This window comes from Trichocoleus sp. DQ-A1 (assembly GCF_039961955.1).
GTDB lineage: Bacteria > Cyanobacteriota > Cyanobacteriia > Cyanobacteriales > FACHB-T130 > FACHB-T130.
In genome coordinates this window covers 183,891-201,366 of sequence record NZ_JAMPKE010000005.1, presented here as the reverse complement: position 1 = coordinate 201,366, position 17,476 = coordinate 183,891, and the positions used below count along the sequence as shown (strand labels likewise).

11 protein-coding genes are annotated in these 17,476 nt (G+C 47.5%); 9 read left to right on the top strand and 2 right to left on the bottom strand.

Annotation, left to right across the window (positions count from 1 at the left end):
* The first annotated feature begins 7 nt into the window (after positions 1 to 7).
* The 7 genes from NDI33_RS07835 (at position 8) to NDI33_RS07805 (ending at position 10,955) form a co-directional block, all read left to right on the top strand.
* Positions 8 to 1,174 (top strand): glycosyltransferase family 1 protein, encoded by a 1,167-nt coding sequence (locus NDI33_RS07835; protein ID WP_190410394.1) that lies wholly within the window; start codon positions 8 to 10, stop codon positions 1,172 to 1,174.
* The gene (locus tag NDI33_RS07830) at positions 1,171 to 2,265 is read left to right on the top strand and encodes a glycosyltransferase family 1 protein (RefSeq protein ID WP_190410393.1); all 1,095 of its coding nucleotides are present in this window, start codon (positions 1,171 to 1,173) and stop codon (positions 2,263 to 2,265) included. The genes NDI33_RS07835 and NDI33_RS07830 overlap by 4 nt, the downstream gene beginning before the upstream one ends.
* Before the next feature lie 165 nt (positions 2,266 to 2,430).
* On the top strand, positions 2,431 to 3,321 hold the full coding sequence (locus NDI33_RS07825; protein WP_190410392.1) for a lipid kinase: 891 nt from the start codon (positions 2,431 to 2,433) through the stop codon (positions 3,319 to 3,321).
* A 65-nt stretch (positions 3,322 to 3,386) separates the two neighbouring features.
* Entirely contained in the window at positions 3,387 to 6,233 is a 2,847-nt protein-coding gene (locus tag NDI33_RS07820; protein ID WP_190525339.1) for an HAD-IC family P-type ATPase, read from the top strand.
* A 106-nt stretch (positions 6,234 to 6,339) separates the two neighbouring features.
* Positions 6,340 to 7,503, top strand: a complete 1,164-nt coding sequence (gene recF, locus NDI33_RS07815) for a DNA replication/repair protein RecF (protein WP_190525340.1) — start codon at positions 6,340 to 6,342, stop codon at positions 7,501 to 7,503.
* Between the two features lie 197 nt (positions 7,504 to 7,700).
* On the top strand, positions 7,701 to 8,183 hold the full coding sequence (locus tag NDI33_RS07810) for a hypothetical protein (protein ID WP_339380271.1): 483 nt from the start codon (positions 7,701 to 7,703) through the stop codon (positions 8,181 to 8,183).
* Between the two features lie 483 nt (positions 8,184 to 8,666).
* Positions 8,667 to 10,955, top strand: a complete 2,289-nt coding sequence (locus tag NDI33_RS07805) for a CBS domain-containing protein (protein WP_190677387.1) — start codon at positions 8,667 to 8,669, stop codon at positions 10,953 to 10,955.
* Between the two features lie 50 nt (positions 10,956 to 11,005).
* Here NDI33_RS07805 and NDI33_RS07800 read toward each other — a convergent pair whose 3' ends face one another.
* Entirely contained in the window at positions 11,006 to 13,627 is a 2,622-nt protein-coding gene (locus NDI33_RS07800; protein ID WP_190677317.1) for a CHAT domain-containing tetratricopeptide repeat protein, read from the bottom strand.
* 158 nt (positions 13,628 to 13,785) lie between these two features.
* A complete protein-coding gene (locus NDI33_RS07795; RefSeq protein WP_190677315.1) occupies positions 13,786 to 15,384 on the bottom strand; it encodes a HAMP domain-containing sensor histidine kinase in 1,599 nt (532 codons plus the stop codon).
* A 380-nt stretch (positions 15,385 to 15,764) separates the two neighbouring features.
* Here NDI33_RS07795 and NDI33_RS07790 point away from each other — a divergent pair, with 380 nt between their 5' ends.
* Both NDI33_RS07790 and NDI33_RS07785 read left to right on the top strand, forming a co-directional pair.
* Positions 15,765 to 15,929 (top strand): hypothetical protein, encoded by a 165-nt coding sequence (locus NDI33_RS07790; RefSeq protein WP_190677309.1) that lies wholly within the window; start codon positions 15,765 to 15,767, stop codon positions 15,927 to 15,929.
* A 62-nt stretch (positions 15,930 to 15,991) separates the two neighbouring features.
* Positions 15,992 to 17,413, top strand: coding sequence for a general stress protein (locus NDI33_RS07785; RefSeq protein WP_190677307.1), 1,422 nt, complete (start codon positions 15,992 to 15,994; stop codon positions 17,411 to 17,413).
* Positions 17,414 to 17,476 lie beyond the last annotated feature (63 nt).

Here is a 17,476-nt window from a genome sequence, read left to right as displayed (position 1 = left end):
AACCTAAATGCTAAAAATCACAATTGATGCAACACCCATACAGCCAAATGCTAGCGGGGTCGGTCTTTATGTTACCAACTTAATTCGCTCCCTCCATCCACTACAGGTTAAAGAAAAGTTTCAGTTAAGTATTTCTTACCAACCTGGCTTAAGAAATTGGCTACGCCGGAATATATCTCCTCCTAAATCTTTAAATATAGATTCTCAGTTTCATATAGTTCCCATACCAGTTAGAATTTCAAACATTTTATTGTCTATACCTTCGAATTGGATGGTATCTAAGTACTTTGAAAAGCATCTGGATGAACCAGATATATTACAGGGAACAAATTATTACGTTTATCCCTGTAGAAACGCTCTAAAAATTATGAATGTTTATGATTTAACGTTTATTAAATTTCCAGCTTATACTAACTCTGTCGTAAAAACATACAATAAGCGAGTCAAAAAGTGCTTGGAATGGACAGATTTAGTACTAACAATTTCAGAAAGCTCTAAAAAAGACATTGTTGACTACTTGGGCGTAGATCCTCAACGGATTTATGTAACTCCGCTGGCCAGTCGCTACTATTCCGGATATTTATCTGAAGAACTAGCGCATCAAATGGAGGCATCTAGTGAATATGACTTTTCCAAACCATACTTGTTATTTGTGAGTACACTTGAGCCAAGAAAAAATATTAATAATTTAATTAAAGCCTTTAATTTCTTGAAGGAAAAATACAAATTAGAGCATCAATTGGTTTTAATTGGTCAGAAAGGATGGAATTACGAACCCATATTTAGAGAAATTGAAAGTTCAGCATGGAGAAGCCAGATTCATCACCTTGACTATTTATCTGATGAAATGGTTGCTGTGTTTTACTCCAAAGCTGATGCTTTTGTGTATCCATCCTACTACGAGGGATTTGGTCTGCCTGTATTGGAAGCAATGACTTTAGGCGCACCTGTTATCACATCTAATACATCCTCATTGCCAGAAGTGGCAGGAGATGCAGCCCTTTTGATTGACCCGGATGATCCGGCTAGCTTGGCAGATGCAATTTTGAAAGTAATTAGTGATTCTCAGCTTCGTAGCGAATTAATTCAGAAGGGTAAAGAAAGAGCTAAACTATTTTCTTGGGAAAGAACGGCACAGGAAACGCTTAAGGCATATAAGTCATTGTTGACATGAGTAATTTAGAGGATTGCTTATTCAATCACTTGCTCATCAATCTTTCCTTCATTTTTTCTCAACCTACTGGCATCAGCACCTATGCCATAAATCTTTTTCCTCATCTACAGCCTCTCGAACCAACCTTACTGACAGCCCAAAATTTTCCCAACTATCGCTGCTATCCAGTTCCGTCGGATCTAACCCCCGCACAAGGGTCAAAAGGGCATTTTCGCCGTCTGCTGTGGACGCAGCGGCAGTTGCCCAAAATTTACAAAAAATTGAATTCTAGTTTAATCTTTTCCCCAGTTCCTGAAGCGCCGTTGTATGCGGGTTGCCGTTCAGTGGTAATGGTTCACGATCTCATCCCGCTGCGGTTTCCTAAACGCTTTTCTCCCCTAACGCTCTACTTCCGCTACTATATTCCCCAGGTTTTAGCGCAAGCTGAGCATATTATTTGTAACTCTAGCTCCACCGCTCAGGATATTATTGATTTCTTCCACATTCCAGAATATAAAATTACGCCAATTCATTTGGCTTATGACGTCAATCATTTTCGGTTTCTAAATATTCCTAGAAGCAATTATTTCCTCTATATTGGTCGCCAAGATCCCTACAAAAATATTGCTCGGTTAATTAACGCATTCGCTACTTTACCAAGTTGCCGTGACAATGAATTATGGATAGCTGGATCTGGGGATAAGCGTTATACGCCTGTGTTGATGGCGCAGGTGGAACAGCTAGGTATAAAGAATCAAGTAAAATTTCTAGATTACGTTTCCTACGAGGAATTGCCGACGCTAATTAATCAAGCGATCGCTCTCGTCTTCCCTAGCCTCTGGGAGGGCTTTGGACTGCCCGTTTTAGAAGCAATGGCGTGTGGCACCCCCGTGATTACTTCCAACCTCTCCTCGCTGCCAGAAGTCGCGGGTGACGCCGCCCTTTTAGTCAATCCCTACAACGTGGGAGAAATTGCCGAAGCGATGCAGGCAGTGGTGACGGATTCAGGATGGCGATCGCGTCTTCGTCAAGCTAGTCTTGCTAGAGCCAGTCAATTTAGCTGGACAAAAACTGGACAAGCGACTGCCCAAGTCCTTCAGCGATATTTGTAAACACAGCGAAAATTATCAAAATTACAAAGTGGCAAATTGTCAAGTTAAGATTGGGGGTCAGCTCAAGATTCTCCTTCAAGCTTCAATTCCTCTTGCCTCCCCAGGTAGATTTCTTTTTATCAAAGGTTTGTCAAGATAATTGACAATTAATGGAAGAGGCTCAGCATGAACCGGCGAGCATTGTTGCTGCTAAATCGCCACGCACGCCGAGGAAAACAAGGTCTATCAGAGGCGGTTGCCAAATTGCAGGAGTTAGGCTTTGACCTGCAAGAAGAGTCCACACAAAAGCCCCAGCAGATACCAGAAATTATCCGTCGTTACCGCGATCGCGTCGATCTGGTTATCATCGGTGGCGGAGATGGCACCCTAAATGCCGCTGCCGAGGGTCTGATTGACACCCAACTCCCGCTAGGCATCCTACCTTTAGGAACAGCCAACGACCTGGCACGAACCCTTTCAATTCCTGTCTCCCTCCCCGAAGCTTGCGAGGTAATTGCAACAGGTCAAAAACAGCGAATTGACTTAGGTTGGGTGAATGGAAAGCACTTCTTCAATGTTGCTAGTCTCGGATTGAGCGTGCAAATTACTCAGCAGCTAACCAAAGAAACTAAGCAACGCTGGGGAGTCTTCGCCTATGCAGTCACCGCCATCCAGGTAGTTGGGCGATCGCGTCCTTTTCTAGCAAAAATTCGTCTCAATGGCGAATCTATTCAGGTGAGAACCGTTCAGATTGCCGTAGGCAACGGACGATATTACGGCGGTGGCATGACCGTTGCTGACGATGCTACCATTGACGATCAGCGCTTGGATCTGTACAGCTTGGAAGTTCAAAATGCATGGCAGATCGTCCGATTGCTACCTTCCATGCTAAAAGGAAAACAAGCAGAATGGCCTGAGGTGCGAAGTCTTCAAGGGCGGGAAATTGAGGTATCCACGCTAAAACCTCTCCCGATTAATACTGATGGTGAAATCACCACTTACACCCCTGCCAAATTTCGCCTAATTCCTAAAGCAATATCGGTTTTAGTTCCACAATCACCCCTACGCACTCCTTAAAATACCTCCCAGTCACCGGATTTAAGCCCTATGATTAAGTGCTAGTAGGTGTTAAAGCATTTCCCGTGACCCCATCTCCTTCACATTCAAAACCCGATCTAGCAAGCGTCTGGCATACTCTACCAGTGGACAAGACACTGGAGCAGCTAGCAAGCGACCCAGAAGTTGGTCTGACGACCCAGGAAGCCAAACAGCGGTTGCAGCAATACGGCCCCAACGAACTGCAAGAAACTGCGGGTCGAAGTACCTGGGAAATCTTGCTCGATCAGTTCAAGAACATCATGTTGTTGATGCTGATTCTAGTAGCACTGATTTCCGGGATTCTAGACCTGGTGGATTTACGCGCTGGCAGATTAGCCCCTGGTGAAATTCCCTTCAAGGACACAATTGCAATTTTACTGATTGTCATCCTTAACGGCGTCTTGGGCTATCTCCAGGAAAGCCGCGCCGAAAAAGCACTTGCCGCCCTCAAGAAGCTTTCCTCTCCGAAAGTGCGAACGATCCGCGATGGCAGACAATTAGAGGTGGACGGCAAGGATCTTGTTCCAGGAGACATCATGCTCCTCGAAGCAGGGGTGCAGGTTTCCGCCGACGGGCGTCTAATTGAAGAGTCAAATCTGCAAGTGCGGGAATCGGCACTAACCGGCGAAGCTCATCCATCAAGTAAGCAGGCAGCGGTGCATCTGAGTGAAGAAACCGCATTGGGCGATCGCATTAACTTAGTCTTTCAAGGCACTGAAGTCGTCCAAGGGCGCGGCAAGGTCATCGTCACCGGCACTGGTATGAAGACGGAACTCGGCAAAATTGCCGATATGCTGCAATCCGTCGAAGCTGAAGACACCCCGTTGCAACAGCGAATGACCCAGCTGGGCAACGTGCTGGTGACGGGTTCTTTGATCTTAGTTGCCATCGTCATCGTCGGCGGAATGCTGCATAATTTCTTCAGCCAGGGGCGTTGGAACTGGAATGTCTTGCAAGACCTTGTGGAAGTTTCTCTATCGATGGCAGTGGCGGTAGTGCCAGAAGGCTTGCCAGCAGTCATTACAGTGACGTTGGCACTGGGAACCCAGCGGATGGTACGCCGCCACGCACTGATTCGCAAACTCCCAGCGGTAGAAACCCTCGGTTCTGTCACAACTATCTGCTCGGATAAAACCGGCACCCTCACCCAAAATAAAATGGTGGTGCAGCGGGTAGACACGGCAAACCATACCTTCCGCGTTACCGGCGAAGGTTACATCCCTACCGGAGAATTTTATCTCGACGAGCGGCAGGTAGCCGCAGAGCAGTATCGGGATCTGCAAATCCTGATGCTTGGCTGCGTGCTTTGTAATGACGCAATGTTACAGCACGACAAGAATGAGTGGGCAATTCTCGGCGACCCCACAGAAGGGGCATTAATTGTCCTGGCTGGGAAGGGAGGAATTGATAAGGAACCGCTAAGCCGCCAAATGCGCCGCGTTGCCGAGTTTCCTTTTTCCTCCGAACGCAAGCGGATGAGCGCGATCTGCGAAGCGGGCGCTTGGATTCAAAACACGCCTTTTTCTAGCAGCCACCTGATGTTTACGAAGGGTTCTCCAGAGTTAATTTTGGAGCGTTGTACCCAAATTCAGGTAGGCGACCAGAGCGAAGTTCTGCGCGATGAGCAACGAACTCAAATTCTGGAGCAAAATAACCAGATGGCAAGTAAGGGCTTGCGGGTACTGGGATTTGCTTACAAGCCTTTAGAGAGCGTTCCGCCCGAAGGATCGGAGGAAACAAACGAGCAAGAATTAGTTTGGCTGGGTTTAGTCGGAATGCAGGATGCTCCGCGTCCGGAAGTGCGGGATGCAGTCGCTAAATGCAAAGCCGCTGGAATTCGAGCCATGATGATTACTGGCGACCACCAGCTAACAGCACAAGCGATCGCCCAAGATTTAGGGATTGCCCAAGAAGGCGATCGCGTCCTCACAGGTCAACAACTGCAAAAGTTTAGTCCAGAGGAGCTAGATCAAGTCGTTGACGAAGTTAGCATCTACGCCCGTGTTGCCCCCGAACACAAACTCCGCATTGTTCAAGCCCTCCAGCGTCGCGGTAGATTTGTCGCCATGACCGGCGATGGCGTCAACGATGCCCCAGCACTCAAACAAGCCGACATCGGCATCGCAATGGGCATTACCGGCACCGACGTCAGTAAAGAAGCCAGCGATATGGTGCTACTGGACGACAACTTCGCCACTATCGTCGCCGCTACTGAAGAAGGGCGGACAGTTTACAGTAATATTCGCCGCTTTATTAAATACATTTTGGGCAGCAACATCGGCGAAGTGTTGACCATTGCCGCTGCACCTCTGCTTGGCTTGGGGGGCGTTCCGCTCTCGCCGTTGCAGATTCTCTGGATGAACCTGGTTACGGATGGTTTACCCGCTCTCGCCCTTGCCGTAGAACCCGCAGAACCCGACGTGATGCGCCGTCCTCCCATGAATCCCCGCGAAAGTATTTTTGCCCAAGGGCTGGGTTCTTACATGGTTCGGATTGGGATTGTCTTTGCGATTATCAGTATTGCTTTGATGGCATGGGCTTACAACTATACTCATGCACCCGGCTATCCGGGAAATCCAGATGTTTGGAAGACGATGGTCTTTACAACCTTGTGTCTCGCTCAGATGGGACACGCTTTGGCGGTTCGTTCTAACAGCCAACTGACGATCGAGATGAATCCCTTTACCAACCTGTATTTGTGGGGAGCGGTGGTTGTTACCACGGCGTTGCAGCTAATGCTCGTCTACGTACCCCCTCTGCGTTCTTTCTTTGGAACTCACTACCTGACTCTTACTGAACTCGGTATTTGTATCGGCTTCAGTGCCTTAATGTTCGTTTGGGTTGAGATGGAAAAACTGTTTATCCGTTTTTTTTACAAAGGCAGACGGTAATGGGTAATAAGTAATGGGGAATTAGGGACTGGTTATTGGAAGAATCTAGGCTGAAAATAATCACCCATGCCCCATTACCCATTCCATTACTAATGATCCATTAGCTATGTATCTCAAAACCCTCCACCTGCGCCAGTTTCGCAACTACTTGGATTGTGGAGTTGATTTCGAGGCTCCTAAGACGATTTTGGTGGGGAATAATGCCCAAGGAAAATCCAATCTTTTGGAAGCAGTCGAGTTACTATCAACCCTCAAAAGCCATCGAGCCGGACGCGATCGCGACCTGATCCGCGAAGGCGCGGCGGACGGTAAAATTACAGCCACGCTGGAACGCGCTAACGGCTTAGTGGATCTGGCTTTAACCCTCCGCACTCAAGGGCGTCGTACCGCAGCCATTAACCAAGAAGCTTTGCGACGCCAAATGGATTTTCTCGGCGTCCTCAACGCTGTAGAATTCTCCAGTTTAGATTTAGATCTAGTGCGAGGTGCCCCCGAACAACGCCGCAACTGGCTAGATTCCATCCTCACCCAGTTGGAACCCGTCTACGCCCACATTTTGCAGCAATATAACCAAGTATTACGGCAGCGCAACGCCTTATTAAGACAAGAAGCGAGAAAAGCCCAACCTTCTTCTAGTAACAGGCAAGAGGAAATTTCCACCAAGTCTGGAGACTTGAATCGGGACTCTGAATTGGCGTTGTGGGATGTCCAATTAGCGATCGCGGGTTCTCGCGTTACCCGTCGTCGAGCCAGAGTCCTGACACGGCTGGCACCTCTCGCTCAGGCTTGGCACGCTAGCATTAGCGGTAGAGCTGAAGTGCTGGAATTAAAATATGCCCCCAATGTCACCCTGGAGAAGGAAGAACCCGAAGCGGTACAGCAAGCTTTTTTAGAGAAAATTCAACAGCGTCGGGTCGTCGAACATCACCAAGGCACAACCCTCGTCGGTCCTCACCGGGACGAAGTTGAGTTTACCATCAACCAAACACCGGCAAGAATCTATGGCTCCCAAGGTCAGCAGCGAACCCTAGTCTTGGCACTGAAACTGGCAGAGCTAAAGCTGATTGAAGAAGTCGTTGGAGAACCGCCGCTGTTGCTACTTGATGATGTTCTAGCCGAGTTAGACCCAAACCGCCAAAATCAACTGTTAGATGCCATCCAAGACCGCTTTCAGACCCTGATTACCACTACTCACTTAGGTTCCTTCGATGCCCAGTGGTTGAATTCTTCTCAAATTCTCTCTGTTCAGGCAGGACAAATAAAACGATGAAGTTTGTTAGTTGCATAAGGACGGATTGAAGCCAAATATTTGTAAATAGCCAACTAGATGGATAAACCTGCACCTATAACAAGTCGTTCTTTCTCTTTTAGTGTTAATCGCTGGCTTGCAGCCTCTAACCTTATTCTCAAATCCGGAGTCACCCTCAGAAGTCTCGTATCCACCAATATGTTCTAAAGAGAGAATCCGTGCCTTACTTATTTAACGAACTGTCAACCTACGCCCAGATTGATTGTGACGTAATTAACCTTGCTGCTATGCGAAAAATGGATATGGCTATGGATCGGGATGAGATTGCAGGACTGGGCGCTTCGTTGCGACGGATCAATCAGAAGCTATTGACCTCAGCCAAGGGAGATGGCGTCAAAAGAGTATGGTATCAGGGTGGAGAACCTTATTTCGATCTGTTTATTGACCTGCGAGAAGATGATATCGAGTGGTTTCAGTTGACTTTACGTGGGAAATCGCTGTCGTGGAATCGAGCAGGTTGGCAAACAGGGATAACGAATGAAGGCATTGTCAATGACATTACTTTTTATCCTGCTAGCAAACTGATTAAAACAGACAATCGCCCTGATTTTGCGTTCATTGAATTAGCATATTCCATCCTGCAAACCCGCGCTGGTGATGCGATTGTTGATAAAATACTGGTGCTGTTTAAGCCTGAATAACGAATGGCTAGTCGCTAATCAAAGCCCTTTTTTGCCCAATTAGCAATTAGCCTATACCCTAATCATTAAGCTTATTTGTAAATTATTTTAGGTGCAATATACCAGCACGAATTTGGGTTTAATGTATTTGTTCTTGCTCGTTATCCTAATTTTGAGTCGTTGCTGGAGCCTTTTTATTATTCTTTTTTGATAAGAAAAATAACCCTCGATTCCTCATTTTTGAAGAGCTAAGAACCATTGGACTCATTGGACTCTCTTCTAGAAAGGGAAATATTTGCTCTTAGGATACTTGTACTGATTTTATATAGACAATTTATGAATTAGCCCTCTATCTAGGGATTTATTTTCTTTCATAAAACATAAATATTTATTGCAATCAAGTAATGATTTATTGCACATAACTAAGAATTAGCAGAAGTTTGGGTGTATCACAGTTTACAATTGCCAACAGTACCCCTGTGGAAATTACTGGATGGGTTCACAATGCAGCCCAACGCCCTGCCGCTTCCTTGCCTATCTCTAGACCCTGCTATTGACCGTCAGCCTCTGACTGTAGCGCCTGACACACCTCTCCTTGATGTATTGGCGCTCATGAGCCAGTTACGGAGTAGTTGTGAGTTGCCCAGAGGAACCCAAGCCAGAGGGACACAAGCAGACACCAGTGCAGCGTCAGAAGACCCAAGCTGGGAGGCGAGCGAGGGAATGAACGCCGCCTTGCCGCACCCTGCATCCTGTTGGTTGTCACAAGAGGAGACCGATTTTGACACTGCCGATGCCGCAGGTCATTGTGTCTTAGTCATGCAAGGATCGCAGCTTGTGGGAGTCTTTACAGAGCGCGATATTGTTAGACTGACTGCCGCCAGAGCTTCCCTAATTAACGTCAAAATTGCCGATGTCGTCACGCAACCAGCCATTACCCTCAGACAATCAGAAGCTCACGATGTTTTCACGGCTCTTTCCTTGTTTCGTCAGCACCGAATTCGCCATTTGCCAATCATTGACGATAATGCAGGGGTAGTCGGAATTGTCACGCACGATAGTATTCGCAAAGCGTTGCAACCCGTTAATCTTCTAACGCGATTGCGATACGTCGCGGATGTGATGACATCCCAAGTCGTTCATGCGCCTATAACGGCTTCTGTTCTCGATTTAGCCCAAATCATGGCGAGTCAGCTAGTCAGCTGTGTCGTCATTACAGAACAGAGGGAAAACAAAATTGAGAACAAGCCAATAAAGACGCTTAATTCTCAATTCCCAATGCCCGTAGGCATTGTCACCGAGCGAGATGTGGTGCAGTTTCAGGCGATGGAATTAGACTTGTCGAAATTGCAGGCAAAAGACGTAATGAGTACACCCTTATTTTGTCTGCAACCCTCAGATTCCCTATGGGTTGCCCATCAAGAAATGCAGCGGCGGCGCGTGCGACGTCTGGTAGTTGCTAGCAATCAGGGCGAATTACTCGGCATTGTCTCCCAAACCAGCCTGCTACAAGTGCTGAACCCAGCGGATATGTACAATGTCATTGAGGTATTGCAGCAGGCAGTAGAAGAGCGTACCAAAGCATTAGAAAATAGCAACGAGCGATTGCGTTGTGAAATTGCTGAGCGCAAACGAGCTGAAAAGGCATTGCGACAAGCGCACGATAACTTAAAAAGACAAGTAGAGGAGCAAACTGCCGAATTAGCTCAAGCGAATGTGCTTCTCAAAAAGGACATTATTGAGCGTGTCGCAGTAGAGGCGGCTTTGCGGAAATCAGAGGCGCAAAAGACAGGATTAATCGCGTCTCTACAACAACAAGCCGAACATCTGGAACAAACTTTACACCAACTGCAAAAAACCCAAGCCCAGCTGATTCAAACAGAAAAAATGTCCAGTTTGGGGCAACTGGTAGCTGGTATTGCCCACGAAATTAACAATCCGATTAATTTTATTTACGGCAATCTCAGCTATGCCGGTCAATATGTCCAGGATTTGCTGAATCTGCTGCAACTTTATATCAAGCATCATCCTCAACCAGAACCGGAAATTCAAACAGAAATTGAGGCAATTGACCTAGATTTTTTGAAGACAGACCTCCCGAAACTTTTAGGCTCGATGAAGGTGGGAGCCAACCGTATCCGGGACTTGGTACTGTCCCTACGAAATTTCTCCCGATTGGATGAAGCGCAACAGAAATTTGTGAATATACACGACGGGATAAATAGTACTCTTCTGATATTACAAAATCAACTAGAAGCAAAAGCGGGACGCTCTGGGATTAAAATTATTAAAGAATATGGCAATCTCCCTGCTGTGGAGTGTTTGGGGGGGCAGATTAACCAGGTATTTATGAATATTCTCAGTAATGCCATTGATGCCCTCGAAGAGGTCTTTGCTAAGGAATCATGGGGGATGGCTCATGGGGAGGACAGTATCGATTCTCAACCCCCGACAATTTGGATACGCACCGAATTAGTCGGTAAAAATCAGGTAGCTATCAGGATTGAAGACAACGGAATTGGGATGACGGAAGCGGTACGGCGTCAAATGTTTGACCCTTTCTTCACAACGAAACCTGTGGGTAAAGGTACCGGCTTAGGATTATCAATTTGCTATCAGATTGTGGAAAAACACGGCGGTCAGCTGAAGTGTATTTCCGCACCCGGTGAGGGAACTGAGTTTGTAATTCAGATTCCAATCCGACAGACAACTCATACTGAGTGTGTCTATTCACCCCGTCGTCTGAAGCCTGCCATTGAGCGAAATGAAGAGCAACAGCTACACGGAGCTTAGCCAATGGGAGAAGGAATTAAAACAGAAAAATTTCTATTTTTCTGTTTTAATTATTGTGCTTCTCCAATAAGAGTAAAAGCCGCCCAGTCTTTCGGATCGGGGTGTTGCTTCATTGTTGTCAGCATTGCCTGACGCATCGCTTGCGCTTTGTCGGGATTCTTCTGAAGGTTTTGATAAAATTCGGTCATTAAGGATGCTGTAGGGGCGTCTGGAACCGACCAGAGGGACACAATTACACTGGGTATACCCGCAGTAATTAAGCTGCGAGATAGTCCGATAACGCCATCGCCGGTAATTTTGCCTCTGCCAGTGTCGCAAGCACTCAGCACGACTAGCTCAGCATTCAGTTTCATGTCTAGAATTTCGCTAGCGGTGAGTAAGCCAGTATCCTGCTCAGATGGAGCGAGAGCGATCGCACCCGGTACACCCAAACCTTGAAAATCATCCAGCAATCCATGTGTCGCCAGATGAATAATCTTCGCTTTGGGCATCTGTTGCGCGATCGCTATTTTGGTCGCTTGCTTGCCAATGAGCGGTTTGGTTTTGAGGAGAGAAGCGATCGCTTTTGCTTCCTGTTCCGCACCCGGTAGCTGAGATAACGGCTCCGGTTTCTCCCCAATTTTAGGAGCAATTTTAGGCATTGTAGGATTGCCTACCACTAGCACTTCCTTTCCCGATACACGTTGCCGTTGCTTGTGGGTTAGCTCCAGAACCTGAATAGCGGGTGCTGTCACAATAGTGTGTTGTTCGATGAAGTATTGGCCACTGGCATCTTGGAGTGCTGGGAAGGGAACTAGGAACAGCTCACGTTGAGGGATGAAAATAATTCGGTCGTTGGGGTCTTTTGGCAATAGGTCAGCAATCGGTTGAATCAGCAGTTGATGCAGTTGCTGTAATCGTTTATTAGTGCTGGTTTTATCCACTTTAGAGGCAACGGCAAGGCCACGACCTCTAACGCCGATGGAATCACGGCTGCTAGTAACAAGTTCTTCTAGAGAAATATTTTGTTTTTGCCACAGAGGTTTCAAGTCAGCCGTGCGAAACGTTACTTCACCTGTAGGCTTGATGACCCAAATATAAAGTTCTGATTCTTGAGCTTTTTGTTTACCTTGAACTTTGAATGTGTCGTAAATAATCGAATATTGAACGAGTGTCGAGGTTTGCGCTTTAGCAATTTGTTTAATTTGCTCAATGGTAAGAGGTTGAAGGTTAGAAGGTGGAGCTGAACCTTCAACCTGTAACCTGTCATCCTGCAACCTATCAGCGAGTAATTCCACAAAGGCTCGTGCCCTTCCCCGCTCCGCAATTTCCAGTGCTGGCTCAGTTTTACTCTGGGCAATGAGGACTTTTTGTAATGTCTGGTACGTACCAACTTGCCTTTCAAAGATTGACACTTTATTCGCATCGTTACTGCCTAAGCCCGCTCGAATAGATTCCAGAACCTTAATTCCATCCATTAAAATTGGCTCTGCGGTTACGAAATTGCCTTGTTTATAGAGAGTAAAACCTATATTTTGCAGCGCTATGCCTTCGCTTTCACGGTTTTGAATTTCTTGTGCGATCGCTAACTGTTGCTGAGAGTATTCAAGCGCTTTAGCATAGTCTCCAAGGCGACGGTAAGCCACTCCCAGATTACCTAGTAAAGCTCCTTCATTGCGTCGATCTTTGATTTCTCGTGCGATCGCCAAACTCTGCTGAGTATAATCAATCGCCTTGGTATAGTCATCTAAATAAAGATAAGCTGTTGCCAGATTGGCTAGTGCCGACCCCTCACTTCGTCGATTTTTAACTTCCTGTGCGATCGCTAACTGCTGCTGAGAGGATTCAATCGCTTTAGCATAGTCTCCAAGGTTACTGTAAGCCACTCCCAGATTGCCCAGTGCCGCCCCTTCGCTTCGTTGGTCTCCTATTTCCCGTGCGTTGGCTAACTGCTGCTGAAGGTAGTCAATCGCCTTGGCATAGTCTCCCAGGGAAACGTAAGCTGCTCCTAGATTGGCTACTGCCTTTCCCTCAGCTTGTGGATCTGGAAATCCATCTGCTGCAACGAGCGCCAATACCTGCTGAGAATACTCAATCCCCTTAGGGTAGTTTCCCAAGTTAAGGTAAATCCCTCCCAGATTGGCCAATGCCGCCCTCTCATTAAGTGGGTCTTCTATTTCTCGTGCGATCCCCAACTGCTGCTGAGTGTAATCAATCGCTTTGGCATAGTCACCTAGAGAGTCATGAACCAGTCCTATCCCTCCTAGCGCCAATGCCTCGCCTTTTCGGTTTTTGATGTTCCGGTAGATTAAGAGTGACTGTTCCAAAGACTGTAATGCCGCTGCCCATTGACTGGTAAAATACTGCCCAGCTCCTTGTTTACGTAGGCGATCTGCTTGAGTCTCATAAACCATGTCGATCTTTTCTAGGACCAACTCCTCGCCTCGGCGGTCTTTGAGTTCCTGGTAGATCAAGAGTGCCTGTTGCCAAGACTGTAATGCCGCTTCCTGTTGATTGGCAAGATACTGGTCAAATGCTTGCCCATCCAGTCGCTCTGCTTCCGCTTTCCTTGCATTTGGGGTTTGAGCCAACGCTTGGGGTGCTGTTAAGGGTGCTGGAAGATTGGCAACTGGTGTCACGCCATTGGCAACAAGCATGGCGAATAGCATCAGTCCGATTTTTGGGCGTCGCATGGCTGGGTCAACAGGTGTAGATGTGCGGCAGTAGCTACACTGTCATAGCCCAGACACAAAGATACTGTCCAGCGATCGCGGCTGTAACGAAGAGCGGATGCTAGATATTAAGACTTGCATTAGTGGCGGGATAGCGATCGCTATCCCGCGATTACCAATTAAGCATTCCAAATGCCGGAACCATCCACATCTAACGGTAGGAAAACCGTCATGACCTCACCTTGCTGGGGTCGTTGCCGTACAATCAGTTTTCCTCCTAACGCTTGGAAGAGATTTTTGGTGACGTTGAGATTGAGGCTCAAACATCCGGTTTCTGGCTGAAACATCAATAGCTGACCAATTGACTTGCACGTTGGTGGGTTGTTGTCTGCGGCTAGCGAGTTGCCGCTTTCGTCAGGTTGGTTTTGAGACTGGAGTTGCAATTTTAGCTGGTCTCCGGCGGGTGTCACCTCCACCTGAATATGACCGCCTGCGGGGATGCTGCGAGTGAAGTTTTCAATTAACCCAGTTAGTACCTGATCCAGCATGGCGGGATTACTGACAACAGCGGGGAGCTTTTGCGGTAATACCACCTCTAGGGTTAAGTTGCGACGATTTGCTTGTTTTTGCCAGCGAGGAATGCTGTTTTGGAAGACCTGCGCTACCGACATCGCAGTCAGGTGAACGGGCGAGCGCTTAACGGTTTCTGTTTCTAATTCCACCGCCCGGAAAAACAACTCCATGCGGTCAATTTGCTCGGTACACTCGCGATCGATCGCTTCCAAACGCCTGATGATGTCCGGTGCTAATTCGTTGCGGCGCTTCAGCAACAGCCGCGTTAAGGTGCGTATGGTACTCAGGGGCGTCCGTACTTCGTGGGCAAACGCTTGAAGTAATTCCACATCATTAGAATTTTGAATTTTAAATTTTGAATTTTCAATTAATTTAGGATTCAAAATTGGCAGTTCGGAATTATCTTCTAGCTCTTTACCTTTTGCTTCTTGCCCACACCCAAGACGGGATAAATCGGCGTCTTTCCGATCGCCTCTGATTTCTTCGGGCAAATGTTTCAACAGCAACCGGCTAAATTGCATAACGGTTCGATAATCGGGCGCTTGGGGTGCAAAGCGTTCGACTAAAGTTTCTAACTGACTCACTTGATGAAGGCTAGTCAGCAACAAGCGCGATCGCAAAGTTTGCCACGCTTGCTCCACCACTTGCGGATCAAAAGAATATTGGAAAGCTGGGGCACCTGTAATATCTTCTCCAACAACCATCACCAAACTAAACCGTGGTGTAAAAATTACGCAAAACTGTTCGCTTGTTAAGGGATCGGCAGGGATTAACGGGAAGTTGGAAGTGGATTGAGGTTCGTTTTCCTTTTGCTGAGTTGTTGCGGGAGGCAGCAGAAATGGCATTAATGCCAGAGGATTAAATCGCTCTGCTGTAAAAATTCCGGTATGAACGCGAGTCATTACCGCTGGGTGGCTCAGAACCGGCACAGGACCCGCTAAAACTAAGCCCAAGGTTTGTGGCGCATCAGGTTTAGCAGGTTCTAGAACTTGCAGCAACAATTGTTCCAAGGCAGCGATCGCTCCACACCACTCCCGCGAGGCACGGGCGTACTCTCGTGCCGTCCGGCTGGCAGGGCGCAATCCATGCGCTTTTTCTGCTGTCTGCTCTACAGAAGGCATAACAGAATTTGCCCCAGTTTGTTCGCTGTGTTCGCTCTGGGCTAATATTTCACTGATGGTTGGTAGTAACCACTTTTTTTGCACAAAGATCCACCCCTTTAACGGCAATCAACTGGCGGTGCGTCTTTAAACTACTTCTGATTATGAGCGTACCGATAGTTGCCCTCTATCGGTGGTGGTATAACCGAACGAATCAGTGGCAATTCCCGCGCTCTGTTCGGAAAAATTTCTCAGGGTCATCGGGGCAGAATCTCCCCATTCATGCTCTAGGAGCCGGTTCTCCCTGATAAAGGTCCGTTAATCTCTTGGCAACTCCTCTCCTTATAAAAGTAAGTTCATAAAAGATAAGTTCTTTCCCCTTCCCCGAAACAGAAGCAGCTTCGGGGTTAAGTTTACTGTATAAGACAAACTATAAGTGTCTTTCCACTCATGCTAAGGGGCAAGGAATAAAGGCATACAAAAAAATGAGCAAAAACCAAAAAGAGTTTTTCGTCAAAAAAACTGATGCAAAAAATGCATTAGGGTCAGACAGAAGAACATCTTTTACCCATCTGTTGATAGAGGAAATTTTACATCTCCAGGCTGATGAAAAGTGTAGAAAAAAACAGAAAGATAAGCAAAGTGCATAAATAAAAAATTGATTCTGTATTTGTGCTGACGGAAGTTATTGAATACTTCTAGGAGGAAAAAAATGACCCTCGACCAAAACAAGCGAGCTGTCGGCGTATTTTCTACACCTGAACAGGCGGAATATGCGCTCAACGAGCTTAGGGACTCTGGTTTTGCCATGAACACAGTTTCTGTGGTGGCACGGGATAGCACTCGGCAAGATGAGGTAGCTGGTGCTGAAGTCAACCCTTACGGAGGCGGCAATGAAGCCGGTGGGGGTGCAGCGGCGGGTGCCTTAGCAGGCGGTGCGGTCGGCGGTTTAGTTGGCGTCCTAGGAGCCTTAAGTGCGTTGGCAGTTCCGGGATTTGGTCCGGTTATCGCAGGAGGTGCGATCGCTTCTATTCTGGGAGATGCTTTAATCGGGGGTGCGGTTGGCGCTGCGACAGGTGGCATTGTCGGCACACTGATGGGTTTAGGAATTCCTGAAGAACAAGCCAAAGTTTACAACCACCGAGTCTCCCAAGGAGATTATTTAGTAATTGTCGAGGGTACGCAAGACGAAATTAATCGTGCTGAATCGATTTTGAACCGGCAAGGTATTCAGCATTGGGGTGTCTACAATGTGACTGGGGTTTCGGCGGTTCCTGACAATTATGGCGCTTCTTCCTCAACCCCCTTCGATCCGATCAGCAGCACGTATCCTTCCCCATTGGGACTCGATCCCCTGGCGACGGGTTATTCCTCTTCGTTAGGAATGAATCCGCTGGGTGCCGCCTCTCCCATCACCTATGTTCCTACAGAAGATAATGTCAATGACAGCGATTTCAGCCGACACAAGCGAGCCGTTGGTGCCTTTGTCAGCCGTCGGGATACGGAAGATGCACTTCACGAGCTGAGTAATTCTGGCTTTCCGATGAGTAAAGTTTCCGTCGTTGCCAGAGATGCAGACCCCCAGGATCAAATCGCTGGCGTTGAAATGAGCGATCGCGTTGATGACAATAACGTTGATGAAAGCGCAACCACAGGGGCGATCGCAGGGGGTGCTTTAGGCGGTCTGACGGGCCTATTACTCGGTTTGGGTGTATTGGCGATTCCCGGAGTTGGCCCGATTTTGTTGGCTGGTGCTACCGCAACTGCGATCGCAACCACCCTGGCGGGGAGTGGAATCGGCGCAGCCGCAGGTGGCTTGATTGGCGCACTGCTGGGTTTGGGAATTCCTGAAGATCGAGCGCAAGTTTATAACAATCTTGTGGCTCGCGGTGATTATCTGGTTATGGTAGATGGCACCGAAGACGATATCGAACGTGCCGAATCAGTTCTGAGCAATCGCGGCATTCAAGAGTGGGCTATCTACGATGTACCGCCTTCTACAACTTCGAGAACCGATTCCACTAACCGCATCATCGAACCTCAGGAGAATCTGACGGCTGTGAATGAGATTAAGTCTCAGGATAACGTGACCCAAGTAAGCGATCGCGTTACCATCGTTGACCATCGGCAATAGTTTTTCCACCTGGAACCCCACCCCCAACCCTCCCCGCTTACGGGGACGGGAACTGGAGCCGCA

What these genes read in the sequence shown, in the direction of transcription:
- NDI33_RS07835 (WP_190410394.1), top strand. Translation starts at nt 8, where the DNA reads ATGCTAAAAATCACAATTGATGCAACACCCATACAGCCAAATGCTAGC.
- NDI33_RS07830 (WP_190410393.1), top strand. Translation starts at nt 1,171, where the DNA reads ATGAGTAATTTAGAGGATTGCTTATTCAATCACTTGCTCATCAATCTT.
- NDI33_RS07825 (WP_190410392.1), top strand. Translation starts at nt 2,431, where the DNA reads ATGAACCGGCGAGCATTGTTGCTGCTAAATCGCCACGCACGCCGAGGA.
- recF (WP_190525340.1), top strand. Translation starts at nt 6,340, where the DNA reads ATGTATCTCAAAACCCTCCACCTGCGCCAGTTTCGCAACTACTTGGAT.
- NDI33_RS07805 (WP_190677387.1), top strand. Translation starts at nt 8,667, where the DNA reads ATGCAGCCCAACGCCCTGCCGCTTCCTTGCCTATCTCTAGACCCTGCT.
- NDI33_RS07800 (WP_190677317.1), bottom strand. Translation starts at nt 13,627, where the DNA reads ATGCGACGCCCAAAAATCGGACTGATGCTATTCGCCATGCTTGTTGCC.
- NDI33_RS07790 (WP_190677309.1), top strand. Translation starts at nt 15,765, where the DNA reads ATGAGCAAAAACCAAAAAGAGTTTTTCGTCAAAAAAACTGATGCAAAA.
- NDI33_RS07785 (WP_190677307.1), top strand. Translation starts at nt 15,992, where the DNA reads ATGACCCTCGACCAAAACAAGCGAGCTGTCGGCGTATTTTCTACACCT.